The 23,108-nt window shown below is 40.5% G+C and carries 13 protein-coding genes, 1 pseudogene and 1 riboswitch; all 14 genes and pseudogenes read left to right on the top strand.

Features of this window, described 5'->3' with window-relative positions; genetic code table 11:
- A pseudogene (locus tag D0469_RS21080) lies at nt 1-661 on the top strand (hypothetical protein); the annotation flags it as partial.
- A gap of 159 nt (nt 662-820) precedes the next feature.
- A complete protein-coding gene (locus D0469_RS21605) occupies nt 821-2,437 on the top strand; it encodes a flagellinolysin (RefSeq protein ID WP_117326539.1) in 1,617 nt (538 codons plus the stop codon).
- Nucleotides 2,438-2,643: 206 nt separating this feature from the next.
- A riboswitch (cyclic di-GMP riboswitch) is annotated at nt 2,644-2,736 on the top strand.
- Nucleotides 2,737-2,822: 86 nt separating this feature from the next.
- Nucleotides 2,823-8,720: an OmpL47-type beta-barrel domain-containing protein gene (locus tag D0469_RS09645; protein ID WP_117326540.1), complete on the top strand. Its 5,898-nt coding sequence runs from the start codon at nt 2,823-2,825 to the stop codon at nt 8,718-8,720.
- Nucleotides 8,721-8,981: 261 nt separating this feature from the next.
- Entirely contained in the window at nt 8,982-9,353 is a 372-nt protein-coding gene (gene flaG, locus D0469_RS09650; protein WP_117326541.1) for a flagellar protein FlaG, read from the top strand.
- Between the two features lie 16 nt (nt 9,354-9,369).
- On the top strand, nt 9,370-11,433 hold the full coding sequence (gene fliD, locus D0469_RS09655; protein WP_117326542.1) for a flagellar filament capping protein FliD: 2,064 nt from the start codon (nt 9,370-9,372) through the stop codon (nt 11,431-11,433).
- 21 nt (nt 11,434-11,454) lie between these two features.
- Entirely contained in the window at nt 11,455-11,856 is a 402-nt protein-coding gene (gene fliS, locus D0469_RS09660; RefSeq protein ID WP_117326543.1) for a flagellar export chaperone FliS, read from the top strand.
- Nucleotides 11,856-12,206 carry a flagellar protein FliT gene (locus D0469_RS09665; RefSeq protein WP_117326544.1) on the top strand — a complete coding sequence of 117 codons (351 nt, stop codon included), beginning with the start codon at nt 11,856-11,858 and terminating at the stop codon, nt 12,204-12,206. Before fliS (D0469_RS09660) ends, D0469_RS09665 begins: the two co-directional genes overlap by 1 nt.
- Before the next feature lie 180 nt (nt 12,207-12,386).
- Nucleotides 12,387-15,818 carry a hypothetical protein gene (locus tag D0469_RS09670; protein WP_117326545.1) on the top strand — a complete coding sequence of 1,144 codons (3,432 nt, stop codon included), beginning with the start codon at nt 12,387-12,389 and terminating at the stop codon, nt 15,816-15,818.
- Complete coding sequence (locus D0469_RS09675; RefSeq protein WP_117326582.1) at nt 15,818-16,114, top strand: EscU/YscU/HrcU family type III secretion system export apparatus switch protein; 297 nt, start codon at nt 15,818-15,820, stop codon at nt 16,112-16,114. The genes D0469_RS09670 and D0469_RS09675 overlap by 1 nt, the downstream gene beginning before the upstream one ends.
- Before the next feature lie 61 nt (nt 16,115-16,175).
- The gene (gene fliS, locus D0469_RS09680; protein WP_117326546.1) at nt 16,176-16,601 is read left to right on the top strand and encodes a flagellar export chaperone FliS; all 426 of its coding nucleotides are present in this window, start codon (nt 16,176-16,178) and stop codon (nt 16,599-16,601) included.
- A gap of 22 nt (nt 16,602-16,623) precedes the next feature.
- Nucleotides 16,624-19,197, top strand: coding sequence for a flagellin N-terminal helical domain-containing protein (locus tag D0469_RS21980; protein WP_325048942.1), 2,574 nt, complete (start codon nt 16,624-16,626; stop codon nt 19,195-19,197).
- A 67-nt stretch (nt 19,198-19,264) separates the two neighbouring features.
- Nucleotides 19,265-19,702, top strand: a complete 438-nt coding sequence (locus D0469_RS09695; protein WP_117326547.1) for a YaaR family protein — start codon at nt 19,265-19,267, stop codon at nt 19,700-19,702.
- A 187-nt stretch (nt 19,703-19,889) separates the two neighbouring features.
- A complete protein-coding gene (locus D0469_RS09700) occupies nt 19,890-21,539 on the top strand; it encodes a hypothetical protein (RefSeq protein ID WP_117326548.1) in 1,650 nt (549 codons plus the stop codon).
- 82 nt (nt 21,540-21,621) lie between these two features.
- On the top strand, nt 21,622-23,052 hold the full coding sequence (locus D0469_RS09705) for an S-layer homology domain-containing protein (protein WP_117326549.1): 1,431 nt from the start codon (nt 21,622-21,624) through the stop codon (nt 23,050-23,052).
- Nucleotides 23,053-23,108 lie beyond the last annotated feature (56 nt).

The following is a 23,108-nucleotide window of genomic DNA, read 5'->3' on the forward strand; positions in this document are numbered from 1 at the left end:
AAGCAATGCGCCGTTAAATTATAAGAGTACGATTACGGTAGAACAGGGCGGCAAGAAAACGTATGTGACAGTGACCGTGGGATCGAATCCAGCAGATACACTGGCAAGTATTGCACCTGACCTGACGGCAATGACCTTGTCTCCGGGCAGAACTCATCAATTGGCCATCACGGCGACCATTGGGGATGGAAGCACGAAGGACGTAACACTGGGAAGTACAGGTACGAAGTATACAAGCAGTGCGACAAATGTAGCGACGGTAGGGACAGATGGAGTGATTACGGTTCCAAGCAATGCGCCGTTAAACTATAAAAGTACGATTACGGTAGAACAGGGCGGCAAGAAAACGTATGTGACCGTGACCGTTGGATCAAATCCAGCAGATACACTGGCAAGTATTGCACCTGACCAGACTGCAGTGACCCTGTCTCCGGGCAGAACTCATCAATTGGCCATCACGGCGACGATGGGGGATGGAAGCACGAAGGACGTAACTCTGGGAAGTACAGGTACAACGTATGCAAGCAGTTATTCGAACGTGGCAACGGTAAATGCCAATGGTTTGATTAGTACTCCAGCGAATGCTCCAAAGAATTATAAAACAACCATTGCAGTGAAAAATGGTGGAAAAACAGCATATGTGACAGTAACAATAATTTAGATTTATTGTCAGTGTGTTGGGAGAAAAGGTACAAAGGTACGATTCTCGCATGTCACAACAGCTTAGTTATATTTCTTAAAGGGGACCTTAGGAAACTGAGGTCCCTTTTTATAGATTTCGAAGTAACGCACGTCTTGGTAACAGAGAGGAGGATGCGAAGTGAGGATTAATCACAATATTAGTGCTTTAAACACTCACCGCCAATTATCTACAAATAGTTTAAAAACTAATGATTCAATGGGGAAATTATCATCAGGATTACGCATTAACCGAGCGGGTGATGATGCAGCGGGTCTTGCCATTTCTGAAAAAATGCGTGCTCAGATTAGAGGATTGGGACAAGAACAAAGAAATATGCAAGATAGTATTTCAATGCTTCAAACCGCAGAAGGCGGCATGGAGGAAATTCATGCCTTGCTGCAAAGAGGCAGGGAGATATCGGTTCAAGCGAAAAATGACACGCTGACAGACAATGACCGCAAATCCATACAGGGAGAAGTTGATCAAATTGTTAGAGAAGTGGACCGTATTGCGAACAGCACTGAATTTAATACTATTAAAGTATTAAACGTTACATCTTCTGCGGATAATGCAGAACAACAGAAGGCTGTCGAAGCATTACAGAAGCACTGGCTGAAAAACAGCGAAGATTTGGTGCTCGCCCATTACGGCCTGCAGGCAACGACTGACGATGCCCCCCTAGACATCCAGTTCATCCAGAACTCAGGCGACGGAAGAGTAGCATGGGTACAGGGTTCTTACTATACGACAGGCACGGATGGAAGATATATCAATCAAAAATTAGTGTTAGATATGAGCGATTTCTCTCCTGTTTCTATGCCTAATGGTGGTGGATCATGGATTTCAAATGATCGGATAATTGCCCATGAAATGACACATGCCATCATGGGCAGGACGACTAATATGCGAGACCTTCCTACATGGTTCATAGAAGGAACGGCTGAGTTCATTGCAGGTGCTGACGAACGTCTAGCAGGAGACTCTAATAACGGAGCAATTTTTGCTGCACTAAAGAACGAAATTGATTCTTGGGACAGTACAAGTGCAGATTATTCAGCCGCTTATGCCGCAGTAAAATACTTAAATGCAAAGTTAGCGGGAGGAATTAAATCATTATTTGATGAAATTAAAGTAGGTGGAGCGGCAAAGACTCTCGATCAGGCGTTAAATGATCTATTGGGAACAACTGGCGGAGCGACGGCTTTCCTCGCCGACTTTAAGGCTAATGCGACTCTAGCCAACTCCAATATTACTTTGGGTGATACTGATACAGGAGCAATTGGCGGTGGTGATGACAACACCACGGTTCCTGATACCATCAATACAGATTTACTAAATCCGTTAACAGCGTTTGTGGAGAAGTGGCCAACCTTTAGCACGGGACCCACAGCCATGCGAGCTGGACCAGGGATTAACATTGAACTGGTCAATGTAACGAGCAAGTCTTTAGGTATCGATAATATTAACATCTTAAATAAAACAGATGATAACATATCCATCTTTGATGGAGCGATTGCCTATGTATCTTCTGAACGTTCCCGCCTAGGAGCTTATCAAAACCGTTTGGAAAAAGCCATGGCTGTTTCGGCTATTTCTGAAGAAAACCTTACTCAAGCTGAATCTCGTATCCGTGATGTTGACATGGCGAAAGAGATGATGGATCAAACTAAGAAATCTATTCTTTCTCAAGCTGCTCTAGCTATACTGGCTCAAGCAGATCAACAGCCACAAGGCATGCTTCAATTACTTCGTTAATGTCTTAGACTAAATGAAAGGACTCTAGCATTGCTAGGGTTCCTTTTTTTAACCCCTATATAAATAAATATGTAATTACACATAAAATAGCGTTCTATCTCGGGTTAATATTCCTGAGCAGGGAATTATTTCACGGTAAGGGTATTTAGACCTATTTAAAATAGTAATTAAGACACATTATAATAGACTTAAATCATGAAAAAACCAAGTGAAAAAGGCAAACTATGGGAAACCATGGGACGCAAAGCCAAGGGCCTGAACCGTGTAATCTTAAGCATGGATGGCAGCCGGTTACCACAAGGGACCATAGTCTCCTAATCTATGAACCTTGTTGTTTAAGGTTCATTTTCATTTGGGCTTTTTTAAGGAAAGGTGAGCCAATAGTATGAACAAAGTAATAATTAGTAAAACTTCCTATCTGGCGCTGCTCCTTCTTGTGCTTCAATTATTTATTCCTATAGCAAGCACAATGGCAGCAACTAACAGCAGTATTTTACCTCCAAGTAATTTGGCTGCTCAGCAGGTAACACCAGATGACGTAAAACTGACGTGGAGCTCAGTTTATGGAGCAACTGGTTACAATGTATATGAAATTAAGGAGGGTCAACTCCTCCTCCTTGGTAAGGCTACAACGACCAGTTATAATCTGAATAACCTTGCAGAAGGGTCTTATCGGTATGTTGTGTCTACATTAAGTGTGGAAGGTGAATCGGGTCCTTGTGCACCGATTACAGTAGATATTGTTTATCCAGACATGGCCGCTCCAGCTACTTTGACGTATACTATGCAAAATGGCAATGACATTGTTTTGAACTGGGGAGCCTCCCAGTATGCTCAAAGCTACAAAATTTATGAAATCTCAGCAGGCGGCGAGAAGACAGTCCTTACTTCGGTAACATCACGTACATATACGGTGAGCAACGCTTCTGAAGGGAAGCATACATACTCCATTTCGGCGGTAAACTCCACGTATGGTGAATCTTCGCTCTCGACTCCTGTAGAAGTCGAGGTCATTTATCCAATGATGATAGCCCCAGCCAACTTTACTTATACTGTGGCGAATGGTAATGATGTCACGTTAAAATGGGATACTGTGCCTTATACTACTAATTATAAAATCTATCAAATTATTGACGGACAACCAGTCTTGAAAAACACGATAACTGGTAACACAGTAAAATTTACGAACTTGCCAGCCGGTGATTATGTTTATGAAATTCGATCTAATAGTGATCGTTACGGTGAGTCGGTAGAGGCTGCAAAACTCAATGTCACTGTGAGTAGTATAACAATGGCAACCCCAAGCAATTTTGCATATAAAATCCAAAATACTAATGATATTGTCTTGACCTGGGGAAGCGTACCATATGCAACAAGCTACAAAATTTATCAAATCGCTGATGGTGAAAAAGTATTAAAGAGTACGGTTACGGGAACAAGCGTTACGTACACAAAAGTTCCGGCCGGTAATCACATTTACGAGGTATATTCCTATAGCGATCGTTTTGGTGAGTCAGCTGAGGGCGGAAAAGTCTCTGTGAATATAGAAGGTGTAGCAATGGATGCACCGGCTAATTTTACGTACACTATTCAAAACCTCAATGATACAGCTCTTAGCTGGGGTAGTGTATCAAACGCCACCAGTTATAAAGTGTATCAAATTATTGATGGCCAAAAAGTATTGAAGAGTACGGTGACAGGAACAAGTGTAACGTACACAAACATGCCGGCCGGCGACTATGTTTACGAAGTATTCTCTTTTAGTGACCGTTTTGGCGAATCGTCAGAGGGAAGCAAAGTGTCTATTACAATCGAAGCTATAACGATGACAGCACCGAGCAACTTCGCTTATAAAATTCAAAACGGCAATGACATCGTCTTAAGTTGGGAAAGTGCAGAAAATGCAACCAACTATAAAGTGTATCAAATCGTCAATGGCCAAAAAGTATTGAAAAGCACGGTCGCAGGAACAATTGTTACATATGCTAATATGCCAGCGGGTGAGTACAAGTATGAAGTCTATTCCTTCTCTTCCCGCTTTGGTGAATCTAAAGAAGGAAATCAAGTTTCCTTCTCGCTCGCTCATCCAACTATGAAGCCTCCGACCAATTTAGTCCAGAAGGTTAACAGTGATACTGAGTTTGTTTTGAATTGGGAAACCTCTTCCTACGCAACGAATTATCGGATTTATCAGGTTATTGAAGGCAAAAAAACCTTGAAAAGCACGGTGACTGGTACAACTGTTACGTACACTAACATGGCTTCGGGTGAATATAGCTACGTTGTCCATTCGTACTCCTCCCGATTTGGAGAATCAGTCGAGGGAGCTCAACTGACATTTACTTTAAGCGGAAAAACGATGGAATCACCGACCGATCTGTCGTATACCGTGAAAAATGGAAATGATATTACCTTAACATGGTCAGCTGCCCAGTACGGTACAGGTTATAAAATCTATCAAGTTATCGATGACCAAAAGGTTCTGAAAAACACGGTAACGGGTACGACCATCACCTTTAGCAACTTACCTGCCGGAAATTACAAGTACGTTGTCCATTCGGTCTCATCGCTTTACGGTGAGTCAGCGGAAGGAGCAGAAGTGGCAATTGCGTTAGTAGTTCCTACTTTGCAGCCACCAGGAAATTTCGCATACAAGGTACAAAATGGCAATGATGTGGTATTGACCTGGGGAGTAGCAGAGTTCGCCAACAGCTACAAAGTATATGAGCTTGTTAATGGCGAAAAAGTATTGAAGACTACGGTATCTTCTTTGTCTACAACAATTACGAAAGTGCCAGCAGGTGAACATAACTATGTTGTTCATTCTGTAAGTACCAGATTTGGTGAATCACCTGATGGCAGTAAGATTTCTTTTAATGTGGTCTTTCCGGTTTTACAAGCACCTGGAAATCTAACATATAAAATTCAAAACGGCAATGATGTAGTGTTGAACTGGGAAGCAGTAGAATATGCAAACAGCTACAATGTGTATGAGCTTATTGATGGTGAAAAAGTGTTGAAAACAACAGTAACGGGTTTGTCTGCAACACTTATCAATGTACTGGCTGGTGAGCGAACTTATGTTGTTCATGCAGTCAGCTCCCGTTTCGGTGAAGCAGCTGACGGAAGCAAAGTTTCCTTTACAATGAACGAATATAATATACAGGCTCCAGACAACTTAACTTATAAAATCCAAAATGGCAATGATGTGGTATTTACTTGGGGAGCGGTACAGTATGCAAACAGCTACAAAGTATATGAACTTATTGAACAAGAAAAAGTGCTGAAGACTACGGTAACGGGTTTGTCTGCAACTTTAACTAACGTATCGGCTGATGATCACACTTATGTTGTTCATGCAGTCAGCACCCGCTACGGTGAATCACCTGAGGGAAGTCAGGTTTCCTTTAAGATGGTTTTTCCAATGATGCAAGCACCGGCTAATTCGACGTATAGCATCACAAACGGAAATGACCTAACGTTAAAATGGGACACTGCCTTATATGCAACAGCATACAAATTGTATCAGATTATAAATGGGCAACTTGTACTGCAGAAAACATTGACTGGCACATCTGTATCCTTTACGAATATTCCTGAGGGGGATTATAAATACGAGGTGCACGCTGTTAGCAGCCGCTTTGGCGAATCACAGGATGGAAGCCAAATTAACCTTTCCATGGTGTTTCCGACCATGCAAGCACCGGCCAATCCAACATATAGCATCACAAACGGAAATGACTTTACGTTGAGATGGAATTCTGCCACGTATGCAACAGCATACAAAGTTTACCAAATCATTGATGGTCAGCGGGTCTTACAAAAAACATTAAGTGGTACAGCCGTCACGTTCACTAATATGCCAGAAAGGGATTATAAATACGAGATTCAATCTTTTAGTAACCGCTTCGGTGAGTCAACGAACGGAAGTGCGCTGGACTTTACATTGGTTTGGCCGGTTATAGAACCACCAGCGCTAACAGGGACTGTTTTTAACGCTAACAACATAACTCTATCTTGGAAAACAGTACCTTGGGCAAATGAGTACCGGGTCTATAAAATAACAAATGGGAACAGACAGCAAATTTATAAGGGAACTGCATTAAGCCAGAAGATCTACAATTTAACGGAGGATACACATTCTTTCGAGGTAACAGCATACAATACTCGTTTTGGAGAATCGAAGCCGTCAAATCCAGTAACCGAGAAAATTGTTTACCCGGTAATGCAGCCACCGGTAGCAGTCTTGAAGCTGTTAAGTGATACAAGTGCCAGCATTTATTGGGACTTTGTTACCTACGCAAATGGCTACAATGTATATGAAATTATTGATGGCAAGCAGATTCTATTGGCGGAAAAGGTAAATAACCTATCTTATACAGTTTCGAACCTATCATATGCGAATCACGAATATGTTGTAACTTCATATAGTAATTCGTTTGGAGAATCAGAACCATCCAACACTGTTCTCGCGAAACTGATCGTTGACACGGAAGCACCAGTTACAACAACAAACGTTTCAACAGACTGGATGAACCAAAACCCGCTTGTTACATTAACGGCGACTGATAATGAGACCGGAGTGGCACACACATACTACTCTCTGAACGATAGTGATTTTGTGGAAGGAACATCCTTTACAGCTGAAGGAGAAGGCGTGCACAAAGTATCCTTCTATTCAGCAGATAAAGTAGGGAACAAGGAATCAATCAAAACGATCAATATTAAGGTGGATCAAACGGCACCAGTGACCGAAACAAGTGAGATTCCGTCTGTATTCACTCAACCAGTTATATTGAAACTGAATTCAAAGGATGCTCATAGTGGGGTTTCTAAGACCTTCTATTCTATTAACGGTTCACAATTTGTTGAAGGCACAACCCTTACAGTAGACAAAGAAGGAGCCAACCAGGTTTCTTACTATTCGGTTGACCAAGCGGGCAACGTTGAACAAGCACAAACGATTGAAGTGAAAATCGATAAAACGGCCCCAGTCACCGCCTCTGATATCTCTGAAAGGTGGAGCAAAGAAAATGTAAATGTGACATTGTCAGCAACTGATAAAGAAAGTGGAGTTGCCAAAACCTACTACTCTATGAATGGTTCGGAATATGTGGAAGGCACATCCTTTACAGTAGACAAAGAAGGGGTCAACCAGGTTTCTTACTATTCGGTTGACCAAGCGGGCAACGTTGAACAAGAACAAACAATTGAAGTGAAAATCGATAAGACGGCCCCTATCACTACTTCTGATGTCTCGGAAAGGTGGAGCAACGAAAACGTGATGGTGAAGTTCTCACCAACTGATAAAGAAAGTGGAGTCGCAAAAACCTACTATTCTATTAATGGTTCAAGTTATATGGAAGGAACATCCTTCACATTAGATAAAGAAGGACTAAATGAAGTGTCGTTCTATTCGATTGATGAGGCAGGAAACATTGAGCAAGCACAAACAATGAAAGTGAAAATTGACAAAACGGTTCCAGTTACAATCTCTGATGCCCCTAACACATGGAGCAAAGATAATGTAACGGTAAAGTTGACGGCAGCTGATGAGCATAGCGGGGTTCATAAAACCCTCTATTCTATAAATGGTTCAGCTTATGTGGAAGGTTCAGTTTTCTCTGTGGAAAATGAAGGAGTCAACGAGGTGTCGTTCTATTCAGTTGACAAGGCAGGCAATACTGAAAGAGCACAAACAGTCGAAGTAAAAATCGACAAGACAGCTCCGGTTGTCAGTATGAATTCGAACGAGGAATACAAACTAGGATCGAGCTTGTCGTTGCTTTATTCGGCTAACGATGATTTGTCGGGTGTCGTCTCTGAACAAATGATCGTTACCGGTCCAAACGAAACCGCTGGAAAAGTAGTAGCCAATGGCACTTCTCTTTCACTGGATAAGCCGGGCGTTTATAATGTTACTATCATTGCCACAAATGGTGCAGGCCTAACAACCACTATTGAAAAGCAATTTGTAGTATACATCCCGGCAACAATCGAAGTAACACCAAAGGTTATTAAAGGCAATAATGGTGTATTTACCGTTCGTGTGGATATTCCAAATGGCTACAATACCCAAGGCTTTGATCTAAACACAGCTAAACTAAACGGAGTAAACGCCCTAATGAGCAACCATGGATATTATAATCAAGCGAAGAACGGGCAGTTCAAATTTGAACGATCCGATTTTACCTGGACACCATCTGAGGTGACGGTTGAGTTCCGCGGCTATCTTGACGGTTATTTAGTAGTCGGTCAAACGACTGTTAAAGTGCAAAAGTGATAATTTCCTTAACCCTCTTTGCAAATAGCAGAGAGGGTTAACTATTAGGTAAATGGTGAAGATAGTTGTTTTTTTAAGCTGTTTTGAGGACTGGCCACAGAGATGCTCTTCTTGTCAGGTGGGTTAAAAAGAAACAGTAGCAGTGTAAGTTCACAAAACTGTCTCTGTGGTTTTTTCTTTTCTCCTTACTTAAAACTCTTTAAAATAAGTTCTCTTCTCCGATATAAGTAATGACATAATTTTTTTCAGGGGGAACCATAGATGATTGATCGCGTGTCGACAAGCGTAATTTCCTCTCACCCGAGACTTGCTAGCAATGATGGATTGGAACGCAGCAATAAACTCGAAAAAGAAACCGATTTTTCAAATGTTCAAGGAAACGTGAAAGAACTAGCTGAAGAACAGAATACAAAACAACGAGTAGCAGAAGTTATTGAAAGCATGAATAGATTCCTGCAGCCTACACACACTTCATTGAAATTTCAGCTTCATGAGAAATTGAATGAATATTACGTATCGGTTGTAGATGATGCAACCCAAGAGATTGTTCGTGAAATACCTTCAAAAAAGTTGTTGGACTTTTATGCGGCAATGACTGATTTTGTTGGAATCATGGTGGATAAAAAAATATAAAGTTGGTGTGAAATAAATGGTTCGTATTGGCGGATTGGCCAGCGGAATGGACATCGATAGCCTTGTTGGAGACTTAATGAAGGCCGAGAGGATCCCGCTGGACAAAATGAAGCAAAAGAAGCAAATCCTTGAATGGAAGCGCGATGACTATCGTTCAATAAATACATTGCTGTTTAACTTTCGTTCTGAACTTACTCAGATGAAATTAAGTACAAATTATCGAGCAAAGACAACTACTTCTACTGATGAAACAAAGGTTTCCTCAACTGCTACCAGCGCTGCTGCTCAATCTTCTTATAATATTTCAAGTGTAGAAAGATTAGCGTCTACATCTTCCAAAATTAACCAGGGTACAGTTTCGCTGTCAACTACTGATAAAATTGATCCTAAAGCAGGTCTTTTCGAAAATGCAGCAAAATTTGCTGCAAACAATTTTAATTGGAAAACTGGGAGTGTCGAAACCCAGACTGTTGCTGTCACGGGAGATGGTTCACCACTAAAACTGAAATTGGATGGAGGGGCTCAAGTTGTTACTGGGGAGCGTATAAATGTTAGAGTGAATGGTGAATTATATGAAGTTATACCTGTTCTATCTAACAATGATCCAGTTCCCGCACTGGACCCTCTTAAAAACCAAGTAGCGATCAAGCCGGATGGGACACTCACATTTAGTAAATCAATTGCGAAAGACTCTACAATCAAGGTGGATTTCACCGCTGATAAAAAGGTAGAGAGTATTACTCTAGGTGCAGCATCGTCAACTACCCAGCTGTCAAAACAATCAATTAATAGTGTATCTTCACTTAAGTTAAATGGAACAACCTTAAATATATCCGCTACGGCTCCTGACCCTAGCAAGCCTTCCGTAAGAGATATAAGTAACGCAAGCGGAAAAATTGGTACAATAGATTTCACTACAGGAAAAATAAGCTGGGTGTCTCCGTTGCCGCAGAATTCTAAAATCGACATTGAATATACACAGAATTATTTCAATTTTGACTTGCAGACATCTACCTCAAAGGGAACGATTAAAGAGAACTTCTTAATTCAAGGTAACGAGTCTTTCAACTCTGTCATGAACAAAGTAACTAACTCGTCAGTCGGAGTATCTATGATGTATGATTCGTTTTCGGACAAGGTTACCTTGACGCGGAAAGAGACTGGGAACTTCAATACAGCTGGAGAGGAAATTATCACGCAAGGGGAATTTATAAATAATGTTTTAAAATTCCAGGATGCTGTTGAAACGGGCGGAGAGAATTCCCGATTTACGATTAATGGGTTAACCACTGAAAGAAGTTCTAATACATTTGAAATGAATGGGGTTTCTTTCACATTAAAGAAGACTTTTTCTGACGCTGCTGTGACGGTTGCTATTAACAATGACAATAATAAAGTCTTTGAAAATATCAAAAATTTTGTTACTAAATACAATGAATTAATTGATAACATTAAAAAGAAAACTAGCGAAGAACGTTATCGTAGCTATACTCCACTTACGGATGAACAGCGTGAGCAACTATCAGATAAACAGCAGGAGCAATGGGAAGAAAAAGCAAAGAGCGGTTTGCTCCGGAATGATTCTAATTTATCAAGCGTTCTTTTAAAAATGCGATCGGACTTTTATACCCCGGTAATTAATGATGAGGTCAGCTCGGCTTTCAAACAGTTAACCAATATCGGAATTAAAACAACTTCAAACTATCAGGATGGCGGGAAACTGGAGATTAATGAGGCTGAATTGAAAAAGGCGATTGAAACCGATCCGCTTTCAGTCGAGAAACTGTTTAATGCTTCAGAGGGAACAAGCAGCCAGAAGGGAATCGTTCAGAGGTTATATGACACGGTTACAGACAGTATCGACACGTTAAAGAAAACGGCAGGAAACACTTTGTCGACAAACAAGCAGTTCTCACTGGGCCTTGAACTTGATAATGTTGATTCCAGTATTAACAGATTTGAGGACAGGCTGAAGCAGGTTGAAGACCGCTATTGGAGGCAATTTACCGCAATGGAAAAGGCGATCCAACGTTCTAATGAACAGATGAATTATCTAACGCAGCAATTCAGCGGAGCATAATAAAAAGGAAGTGTTTCAAATATGGCTGTAGGCAATCCATATCAAACCTATAAACAAAATTCAGTGAATACCGCATCTCCCGGAGAATTGACACTCATGCTTTATAATGGATGTTTAAAATTTATCTTTCAGGCTAAAAAGGCTATTCAGGAAGGGTCCATTGAAGAAAGGAATACTAATATACAAAAGGCGCAGAAAATTGTCCAGGAATTGATGGTTACCCTTAATATGGATCTCGAAGTTTCTAAAAATATGATGTCGCTTTATGACTACTGCAATCGCCAGTTAATGGAAGCAAATATTAAAAATGATCCGGCCATTCTTACCGAGGTAGAAGAGTTTATAACGGATTTTAGGAATACATGGAAACAGGTTATCCAGTTAAACCGACAGAAGAAATATTCTGAGGGTGGCTCTGTATAATGAGCAGTTTGGAGGATTACTACAGGCTGACCAGAAAGTTGGTTCAGTTGGCTGAGACCTGGGAAAAATCAAAAGATCAGGATCAATCTATTGTTCAAATTGAAGCAATCCTGGAGGATAGGCAGTTATTATTGAAGCATATAATTGCGCCTAATTCAGAAGAAGAGAAACAACTGAGTAAAAAATTGCTAGAAGAAGAAAAAAACCTTAATGAAAAGCTGACGACCATTAGACACCAAATCGGTGAAGAATTACAGGCAATCAGAAAAAAGAAAACATATAACAACAAATACATGAATTCTTACAATAATATTTCTACTGATGGATTTTTTTATGATAAAAAAAAATAAGGAATAAATTTCAACCGCTTTATTGTTATTAATAAAAAGGGCCGATTCAATTGTGCACAAAATGTGTTGAATTGATGTCGGTCCTTTTTGTGTCTTTGTAAAACAGTCACCACTTCTAATTAAAATTAGTAAATTCAAACCGATACTATAATTAGGTTGATTAAACGGGGCGTGAAAAAAATGCAAATAATCAATAATGGTTTAATAAAACAAATTCAGACTACCGAAGATAAGTTGAAGCCCACAGTGGGTGACATTATTTCTATAACTATAAAAGAAAGAATCAACAATGGAGAAGCAGTTGCAAATTTAAGGGGTGTAGAAGCAACCGTTCGCTTTGAAGGAAGCGTTCCGTCCAGTGACAAAGTACTAGTGGAAATCACTCAACAACCAAAGGAAGGGCCTGTTTATGTAAAACAAGTTGCGACCGGTGTGGTTTCGAACTCAGCAGGAGATACAGTTTCAAAACCAAACATAGATTCGTTGAATAATGAATTGAAGCAAGGTGTTGCCCCTTTTGTCTCCAGAGATATTCCTCTATCAAAAGAAGCCATAAATACAATACAAAATTATATTAAAACAGGATCAGGCTCTGTGGAACAAAAGATTGAAACATTAAAAATCATTGCTCAAAAAAATATTGAAGTAACAAGTACGAATATAAAAGCTGTCCATGAGGCTTTAAACGGAGAGCCATTGTCTAGTTCCTTAAAAAAAATTGCAAAGGGATTGGATGTAACAGTTGAGTCACTTAACAAAGAAAGCTCAACAGCGAAAAATACAATAAACACCATGAAAGTGGTGGAAGATTTTCGTGTGTTAAAAGAAAAAGCAGTCCAAGAACCGAACCTGTCGAAAGCAATTATTCAAGTGAAAGAAGCAACCAAAATACCTGACCTGCCGCAACGAGCAGTAGAGAAAATAGAGCGTGCAATCCGAGAAGCGGTCCAGCTTCAACAGGTAGGCCGAACACCCCAAGCAAGAACTAAGCTGACTGAAGCGTTGACCCAAGTCGAACAAGACTTGCAGGCAGAAGAACCACTTCCTGCTGCAAGACCATCAGAAGCCATCCGTGCAGTGAAGGAAAAAGTAAGCCAGGAACCAATCCTGTCAAAGGCAATTGATCAGGTAAAAGAAACGGTCAACACACAAAACCTGCCGCAAAAAACAGTGGAAAAAGTGGAACGGGCAATCCGAGAAGCAGTCCAGCTTCAGCAGGTAGGCCGGACAGCCCAAGCAAGAACGCAGCTCACTGAAGCGTTGACCCAAGTCGAACAAGACGTGCAGGGAGAAGAACCGCTTCCAGCTGCAAGACCATCAGAAGCCATCCGTGCAGTGAAGGAAAAAGTAAGCCAGGAACCTATCCTGTCAAAGGCAATTGATCAGGTAAAAGAAACGGTTAAAGCATTAGACCTGCCACAAAAAGCGGTGGAAAAGGTGGAACAGGCAATCCGAGAAGCGGTCCAATTACAACAGGTAGGCCGGACAGCCCAAGCGAGAACGCAGCTGACTGAAGTGTTGACCCAAGTCGAACAAGACGTGCAGGCAGAAGAACCGCTTCCAGCTGCAAGACCATCAGAAGACATCCGTTCAGTGAAGGAAAAAGTAAGCCAGGAACCTATCCTGTCAAAGGCCATTGATCAGGTAAAAGAAATGGTCAACACACAAAACCTGCCACAAAAAGCGGTGGAAAAGGTGGAACGGGCAAATCGAGAAACGGTCCAATTACAACAGGTAGGCCGGACAGCCCAAGCGAGAACGCAGCTGACTGAAGCGTTGACCCAAGTCGAACAAGACTTGCAGTCAGAAGAACTCCCAACTGCAAGACCATCAGAAGCCATCCGGGCAGCCAAGGAAAAAGTAAGCCAGGAACCAATCCTGTCAAAGGCCATTGATCAGGTAAATGAACTATTGAAATCTTCAGACCTGACTCCAAAAGCAGTGGAGAAGGTAGAGCGTGCAAACCGAGAAGCGGTCCAGCTACAGCAAATCAGCCAAACAGCCCAGGCGAGAACTCATCTCACAGATGTATTAAATCAAGTTGAGCCGGGTAACCAAGCTGAAGATTCACGATTTGCTTCTATTAAACCAATGCAAACAGAAGGACAATCAACCCAGGCTTCGGAGAATATGGGCCTTCATAAACAGAACGATGAATCAGGTTTTAGTCATTTAGTGAAAGACTTATTAAAAGATGTTCAGAAAGAACCATCCTTTAATAAAGTTCTTGAGAAGATGAATGAATTGATATCAAAGAATCCACTAAATCAGCATATAGACGAACTTAAAAATGCTCACGATAAAGCTGGTCAATTAAACCAACAGGGAAGAGAACTAGCTGCTAGAAGGGAAGTATCAAATGCTATTTCGAAAATTGATGATGTTACTCCTAATCAGCAGTCAAACACAGCAGAAACTAAAGTTTCAGAACTAGAACAGTACCTGATCAATGAGGCGCTGCAAGGTCTTAACCTGAACTCTAAAGATGTGATAGTGACAGAAATCACTAAAAAACTATCACAAATGGCCATTGATTTTAAAAAGATTAAACAAGACATTACCAAAAACCTAGATAACGTCTCAAGGATGATTGAGAATCAAAAAAATATTCCTCCGGCTAATATCAAGCAAGTACTTGACTCGACGATTCATAAGCTTCAAACAGCGATTTTAAAAAGTGACTTTCTTCTTTATACAGATATGGTAACTGAGAAGAAATTGCTTACAGCAAGCTCTCAGCTTACTGAGGCAAGAAAACTTCTGGAAAAAGGTAATGTAACAGAAGCGAACCAGCTGGTGAAAGATGTAAAGGCGAATTTGGAAAAAATCATTTTTAAGCCTTCTGATGTGAAAGTGAAGCACTTTATTTCAGACCAAAGTTTTTTGGAGCCCTTTAGTCCTAAGCAAATTTCTAATCTGCTCGATCAGACCGTACGCCCGTTTCCTGATCAAGAGCCTTCAGCGAGACATATGTATGAGATGGTCCGTAAATTGGGCTTAACCCATGAAAATGATTCAGCACATGCTTTTATTTCAAAGCAGGGAAATTTCGATGATTTTCAGGAGCAAGAAAACCTGAAGTCTGTTCTACTTAAAATGATGAAAAATGAAGAACTGAAGCCAGCCGTCCATCAGCAAGTTGAACAGGCAGTCAATAATATTACAGGACAGCAGCTGCTTAATAAACAAGATCCTGCAGGAATGCAAAATTTATTTTTCCAACTTCCTTATTTGATTGATAAACAAATAGAAAACGTAAAAATCTTTGTGAATTCAAGAAAAGAAGGAGAAAAAGTAGATTGGGAGAACTGCAGTTTATATTTTGTGCTTGAAACAAAAAAGATGGGGGATATAGGTGTTCTCTTAAACTCCACAGATAGAAATCTAAGCATCACGTTTAAGAGCAATAAAACCGAGCTTGATAAAAAGGTCGATTCATTCACCGAGATAACAAAAGAGAGATTTCAAGAGATTGGATATCACTTAACTTCGCTTGGTGTAAAGAAATTGGCAGGAGAAAAAGAAAGTAATTTAAACGATAAGACCGAGAGTAATGGTGGAAGCAGATTGACACCAGCTTTTAGCGAGAAAGGTTATGATTTTACGATATGATGAATTCTGCTTACTTCAATCAAAACAAACGAAGACAGCTTAACGGTCCGACTGCAGCTGTTATTAAATATGATGAGAAACCAGGTGCTGTTCCTAAAGTCGTTGCCCATGGCAGCGGTCAAGTTGCGCAAAAAATCATGGAACTGGCAAAACAAAACAATATTCAAATGCAAGAGGATGAGTCATTAGTAAACCATCTACTAGACATAGATTTAGGTGATTCCATTCCTCCGCAGCTTTACGCTGCTATTGCAGAAATTTTAATTTTACTGGAAGAATTAGAAAGAAGCTATTAAAACGCAGCAACTGATTCCGATATTAATAATGAAAACGTTACATGATAATGGAGGTGCCGATTTGGAGGTACTTACGAAAGATGTCATTTATAACAAATCGCCCCAGGAATTAACTTCCTTTCTTTATGAAGGAGTTATGGATCATCTTGAGGCTGCGATTGTTTTAATAGATGAGAAAAACTTTTTAGAAGCTAATTATAAAATTCAAAAGGCAAATGACATCTTCCATAGGTTAGGTGTCGGCCTGAAATATGAAGCTGGTCCCATAGCGGAGCAATTAGATACATTGTATAACTTTATGGCAAATGAATTAGTAGTTGCTAACGTAAAAAAAGACTCGACGAAAATAAGAAGGATTCTTAACTTAGTACAGCAAATTTCCGGTGCTTGGAATACTGTTTTAAAACAGAACCCTGCAACAGTACAGCCTAAAATAAATAAAAAAGTGGCAGCTTATGAATCTGCCATAATGAGAACAACCTATTAATCTTAATTAGAGGAGATTGACAATGAGAATTAACCATAATATATCTGCATTAAATGCATATCGAAATCTTTCCGTGAATAACTCAAATACTTCAAAAAGTCTTGAAAAGCTTTCATCCGGATTGCGCATCAACCGTGCAGCTGATGATGCAGCAGGTCTTGCTATTTCTGAAAAGATGCGATCTCAAATCCGAGGCCTGGATATGGCAGAAAGAAACGTGCTGGATGGTATCTCGTTCGTCCAAACAGCAGAAGGTGCACTTTCTTCTACTCACGCTATCTTACAGCGGATCCGCGAACTTGCTGTTCAAGCTGCTAATGATTCCAACACAGATGTAGATCGTGAAGCAATCCAAAAAGAGGTTAATCAGCTCACGAATGAAATTAACCGGATTGGTAATACCACTGAGTTTAATAAGAAAAAATTATTGAATGGTGATTTACAGGTTATTGGCGGTCCTGCTCAGATTAAGGCTGGGTCCACAAGTGGATCATTAGGTAATCAAGTATCGTTAGGCGCTAATGGAGTAGCCGGAAAGTACAGCGTGGAAATTACCGATGCGACTGTACCAGGTACAAATATTCAAAATTTGGCAAGTCAAACGGATACTACAACAAATGCTACACTCGCCCAAACAACAGATGGTTCAGATATTGGTTTAGCTCAGGGTTCATACACAGCTGTTGTAGCAAGCAGCTCTGCAAAGAACACAGCAAATGTCGGAAATACTTTAAGCGGACAGTCATTAGCAGGAACAAGTGTATTCCAGACAGCTGCTTCCAATAAGCCAATTACGGTTGATGCCGGATCCACTTTGAATGGTACCGGTTACTATGTACAAGTTGATAAGGTAACTAATGAAACAATAGCTTCTCCTTCACCGGCAATCGGTGGAATCAGTAATTTGAGTGCAGGAACGGCACCAGAAGGAGCATATACAATCACAACCGGTGCAACTGTATCTATGGCTGATGCTGCTGGGAATACACTAGTAGCCGATAGAGTTATTACAGGTGTTCGTATTACAAATAACTCTAATTTGCAAGATAGTGGAAATTATCAAATTACTTTGACTCAGGGTACACCCGCAGCTGATAGCACAGACAAATGGACATTTACCCTGGACACATTACCAGGTTCCACTCCGATTGCCACTAGCGTGGATATTACGACCGACTCTGGAGCTACAACCATTCAATTGGGTGATATTAGTTTTGATGTAGATTTAGCGCAACTAAGATCAAGTAACTTTGACGATGCTACATTAAATTCAGTTCACCACAATAATGTTTTGGAATTAACTATTGGCAACCAGGTAACTGTTGAACAAACCGCTACAGGTGCAAAGGTAACCCAACCTCTTGCTCCAGGTGCAACAACCACTCCTCTAGCATTTGATTTTAGTACTGATGGAGGCAGCGGACAGCTTACTCTGGATGCAGAAGATACTGTCGGCAATCCATTTGCTCGTGGAATAGCACCAACAACTACTAATATTGTATTTAATGATGTATATACTATCGGATTGTATGATTCAGCTAACAATCCTATCGGATCTTCAAAAACATTGTTAGAATCAAATTTAGCTACACCATTAAACTTAACAAATATCCAGCTTGGTTTGGCTTCAGATGGAGTATTCGTAGATTTAGCTGCGGCAGGTCTCAATTCTATGGCTGATAACGAGACAGTATCAATGGATTTTAATGTAACAAATAATGTGGAACGTACGGTTCAGGTTAAGGATAGTTCCAATAATTCGGTTACTGGAATGTTTGTTTTAGATAATACAGGCAGTACTGAAATTACTGGCACTGGGCTAAAATTAAACTTTGATCCATCAACCATTGCCAATGGAACAATTGGATTCAATGTAGATGATATCACTCCTAATGACTTTAAAATGACATTAAAGGAGGATACAGACGGAGATGGATTATTTGAATCAACCGTTGTTAATGCACAGTCATTTAATAAAGGAGACCTAGTCTCCCTGGGTGCTACCGGCATTAATGTACAGACTAGCAATTCAACTAGTGTATCAGATTCAGCTCTTTTTGAAATTGAAAACGTAGCTCAAGATAACTCTGCCACTATGCAAATCGGTGCTAATGCTGGCCAGACTGTGTCTCTTGAACTTAAGGATATGCGCGCTAAAGCACTGCAAATATCAACTGATCTCGCTGGCGGAGGAGAGCAAACATTAACACTATTGAACGGAAGTTCGCAAACAGTATGGTTCACTGAGATTGCTGGGGTTAATGATGGTGTCTCTAACAATTCTACTCAATATGCACTTGATATTTCTACTAACGAAAAAGCACAAGCTGCGATCATTGCAGCAGACGATGCCATTCAACGTGTATCCGAGGAGCGTTCACGTATGGGAGCTCTGCAAAACCGTCTGGAGTATACGGTTGATAACCTAAAATACATGAACGAAAACCTGACAGCGTCTGAGTCCCGTATCCGTGATTTAGACATGGCTGAGGAAATGACAAAATTTACTAAAAATAATATCTTGAACCAAGCTGCACAAGCCATGTTAGCCCAGGCAAACCAATTGCCACAAGGTGTACTACAATTATTAAAGTAATTATGCTATATATAAGGAGAGGGATATCCTCTCCTTTTATTTTGAAAAACAAACAGGTGGTAATTAAATGGAAGTTCAGCGAATATCCAAAACATCTATCTCAAAACTAAATTCCGCGGAAGAATTAGCCAAGAGTTCCATCCACTTTCAAGCTGTGATGGATAAGGGCCGTAATGACATCACATATGAACGCTTAACAAAGAAAATGAACGAGATTGAAGAACAAGGCAAAAAGCTGGTTGAGTCCAACACAGTGGAAAACCTTCGTAAATATAAAAAGATGGTTAAAGACTTTTTGGACGATGCCATTAAAAATGGTCTGAATCTTCAAGAGCGACGAGGATTTAACCAAAGGGGTTCCTCAAAAATATATAAATTAGTCAAGGAAGTAGACAAAAAGCTCATTGATTTAACGAATGAAGTACTTGCTAAAGAGAAGAAAGGACTCGATATCTTAGGTATAGTTGGAGAGATAAAGGGATTGCTCATTAATATATACACATAAATTTACGCAGATCATAGGATCTGTTTTTTTTTTTGGATAAAACTCACCGTTGTTACTACAGCAATATTCCCAGCGATTCGACAAGAATGACTAAAATAATCAACAACATTGACGATATAACACCTATAAACCAATTTTTAGGAACTTTTAATAAATGTGTGGCTGAATAAAGGAGGCGCTATAACCATTGAAATACCGCATATTTTCTTTTTTGTTCTTTTTGCTTATCGGGTTAGGCTTTTTCCATGCATATCCTGCTTCAGCAAATTCCGTCATGAAAGGCACATTCGTAGACGCAACATACGAGGAAGTTCGTATTGATGATGAAACGACGGAGAAAAGGTTAAAGTCGATTACGATTAAGAATTCCGAGGGGCGGACGACTACTTTGCCAATTGATGTGAATGCGAGCTTTACTGTCGATACGATTCCGACGACGATTGATGCGTTTAAGAGTGGAATGGAAGTTGAGGCAGTTGTGAATTTGCGTCGGGTGAAGGCGCTGAGCGGGTTGTCAGGCGAGTATCCAGGGGAGCTTTCGGATGGAGAGGAAGTTGTAACTGGGATAGTGACCGAGATGGATCCAAATGGCAGGTTTTTGACTGTCAAACAGGATAATGGAAAATCGGATACATATAGTATTGATGGTGGAACAGAGGTTTTTAAAGGGACTACTTTTGTAGATCTGAGTGTGTTATTTGAGGGAGACCGGGTTAAGCTTTCTTTTTCAGAATATGATACGAGCTATGTAAGCTCCATTGAGGTTATCGCGCAGGGTGTTAAGGTAGAAAATTTACATAGGGCAAAGATTTTCCGAATTGATCCCGTCCGGAACACGCTTATGGTGAAGAATGAAAAGGTGTTTCGGGACTGGAGATGGCAAAACAAAAGCAGCACCGCTTCGTATGCTTACTCAGCCAAAACACCGGTATATGTAGGGAATAAGCTGATTAGCCGGGACCGGATGCGTTTCTACGCTAACAATGAGGTTTATTTTGCGACCGTCAGCCAATACGGCAAGCAAGTGATTGAACGTATGATTGTTAAAACTAATTTTGAGCGTTCCTATTATGAACCGATGCGTTCTGTTAATTTGCAGTCAAGATTATTGGGTTTATGGAAAAGCGGTTCGATTCCATATCATAATGGAACGATTCTTATCCGAAACGGCAGACTGATAGACTCAAAGACTTTAGCAGCTTATGGCACTGCCTTCGTTGTAACGGGCGGAGTTCAGAAAAGCCAGTATGCCAATATTATTCATGTGACAAACGATGGGTTCCAAAGCCCGAACTTAACCAATCATACCATTTATTTTGGGCAAATTAGCCGGGCCAATGACTACCAGGTTACGGTAAAAAATTTGAAGAAGCTAACGAATAAGAATTTTTGGCAGGATTCTGCAGCAGCCACATTTGCATTCAGTAATGATACTGTGGCTGTTAAGGATTTTAGAAGTTCTTATTTAACATTGGTTGCGAAAAATGAAATGGATAACCAGATTGGGGGCTATGGTTACTTCTATGTGACCAATAACAAAGTAGTAGGAGCCCATATCATCGGAACAAGCAGCACGCGGGCACAGCTTGTATCTGTCGGCCGGATTGATTCGGTGACCAAGGCTATTGAAAATGTGCATGTGATGAAAGTCCGGAATGTAAGCCAATGGAGCAATGGCACTTGGGTTGAAGCTCCGTATATCTCAAGAATGGATATTGAGCAGGCCACGATCATTCGTGAAGGGAAAGTTATTACTGCTGATGATCTGAAACCGGGTGAACGGGTATACATTCTTCATGAATCATTGGTAAAAGGCCGTGTTCTATTAGTTAATTAGATTTAATTTTGCTTTATAAATTTATGTAATTGCCAGTTTCCTGAACGATTTTAGGAAAAACACAAGACGAAAGGAAACGAAAATGACTAGACCTTTTTCATCCTTATCCAAAAAACTTTATTTACTTTTTATAGCTTTGCTTCTCACTCTTTTATGCAAGGTATCATCAGCTGGGGCGACACCTCCAGATTTAAACGGGGGAGTCAATAACGAATATACCTATGAAGAGCAGGTATTTCTGAGAGGAAAGCCAGAACGATTCAGCGGAAAAGTTACCAAGACGGAAAGTGAACAAAAAGACAAAAAGACAACAACATACCGTTTTACTTTGACAGGCCCAGGAGAAAAGGATAAACTTACCCGTTCTGTAAGCTATGTAACAGATGTGAAGGAACGGCTGGACAAAGGACAGACAACCACTCAAACGACAGTAAAAACGTATAGTGAAAAAATTAATTTTGATAAAGAGACTTTTACTTTAGTGGATTATCAGCTGTCACACGGTATAGTAAGTGACAACCGGCCAGCTTCAGACTATTATTCTGGCAATCTGGTTGGCAGAAAGATTTACAAAACAGATAATGATACGATTACAGTACATTTCAGCGGCCGGAATGTAGGCTATGAAAACTTTTGGGGAGCCACTGAAACCCAAATCATTGACTATGAGATGGTCTCAGACCGAGGAACAGCTTTAATCACAAGTACAGTTTCTGACAGCAAAACAAAAACAATGAAATACGAACCGCATGATCCTTCCTTATCCAGTTTTACCGGCGGCCATGCTGTCATTAGCCAGCGGAATATGATTGGGGAATATACCTATGATATTCCTTATGGAAGCGGAACTGGAAAAGCGAATGTTGGCCAGGAGATGGTTCCGAAAATTGAGCGTCTAATTGTACCGAAATTCCGTGACCTTGCTAAGCACTGGGCAAAGGACGATATTGAAAAGCTATATTCGTTAGGTGTTTTTGATGAAAAAAGTAATTTCTTTTCTCCTAATACACCGATGAACCGTTATCAGTTTACAGTGGGAGTTTTAAAGGGTGCTGATGTGCGGGTGCTGGAACCGCCGAAAAATACGCGTGCTCCGAGAAAACCGGTTTATTCAGATCTGGATGTTAAGGATCCTGACTATCTTTATATAGAAAGTGCTGTACAAAAAGGAATTACAAAAGGGGTTACTGCCACTAAGTTTATGCCTAAAGGTTATTTAACCAGGGCCCAGGCTGTTACCATTCTTATCCGGGCTTTAGGGCTGGAGCATCGGGCACCTACACCGGGATATAAAACGAGCTATACAGATAACAGCAGAATCCCAAATTGGGCAAAGGACAGCGTGTATGTCGGTACGGAGATTGGTTTAATTTACGGCGATACAAAAGGCCGTTTCAACCCCAACCAGACGATGTCAAGAGCCGAGGCATCTTTACTGATTATCCGTTACCTTAATTTCCTTGAAAAAGACCTACAGCAAAATTACCGTGATGATATGTTGTTTTTTGAATAAATGTAAGGCCCCCTTATCCGGGGCTTTCTTTATATGTAAAAGTTTAAACTGAGTTT

Origin of the sequence: Peribacillus saganii (genome assembly GCF_003429095.1) — a bacterium.
In the GTDB taxonomy this organism is placed as follows: domain Bacteria; phylum Bacillota; class Bacilli; order Bacillales; family DSM-1321; genus Peribacillus; species Peribacillus saganii.

What these genes read in the sequence shown, in the direction of transcription:
- fliD (WP_117326542.1), top strand. Translation starts at nt 9,370, where the DNA reads ATGGTTCGTATTGGCGGATTGGCCAGCGGAATGGACATCGATAGCCTT.
- flaG (WP_117326541.1), top strand. Translation starts at nt 8,982, where the DNA reads ATGATTGATCGCGTGTCGACAAGCGTAATTTCCTCTCACCCGAGACTT.
- D0469_RS21980 (WP_325048942.1), top strand. Translation starts at nt 16,624, where the DNA reads ATGAGAATTAACCATAATATATCTGCATTAAATGCATATCGAAATCTT.
- D0469_RS09645 (WP_117326540.1), top strand. Translation starts at nt 2,823, where the DNA reads ATGAACAAAGTAATAATTAGTAAAACTTCCTATCTGGCGCTGCTCCTT.
- D0469_RS09675 (WP_117326582.1), top strand. Translation starts at nt 15,818, where the DNA reads ATGAATTCTGCTTACTTCAATCAAAACAAACGAAGACAGCTTAACGGT.
- D0469_RS09670 (WP_117326545.1), top strand. Translation starts at nt 12,387, where the DNA reads ATGCAAATAATCAATAATGGTTTAATAAAACAAATTCAGACTACCGAA.
- D0469_RS09665 (WP_117326544.1), top strand. Translation starts at nt 11,856, where the DNA reads ATGAGCAGTTTGGAGGATTACTACAGGCTGACCAGAAAGTTGGTTCAG.
- D0469_RS09695 (WP_117326547.1), top strand. Translation starts at nt 19,265, where the DNA reads ATGGAAGTTCAGCGAATATCCAAAACATCTATCTCAAAACTAAATTCC.
- D0469_RS09705 (WP_117326549.1), top strand. Translation starts at nt 21,622, where the DNA reads ATGACTAGACCTTTTTCATCCTTATCCAAAAAACTTTATTTACTTTTT.
- fliS (WP_117326543.1), top strand. Translation starts at nt 11,455, where the DNA reads ATGGCTGTAGGCAATCCATATCAAACCTATAAACAAAATTCAGTGAAT.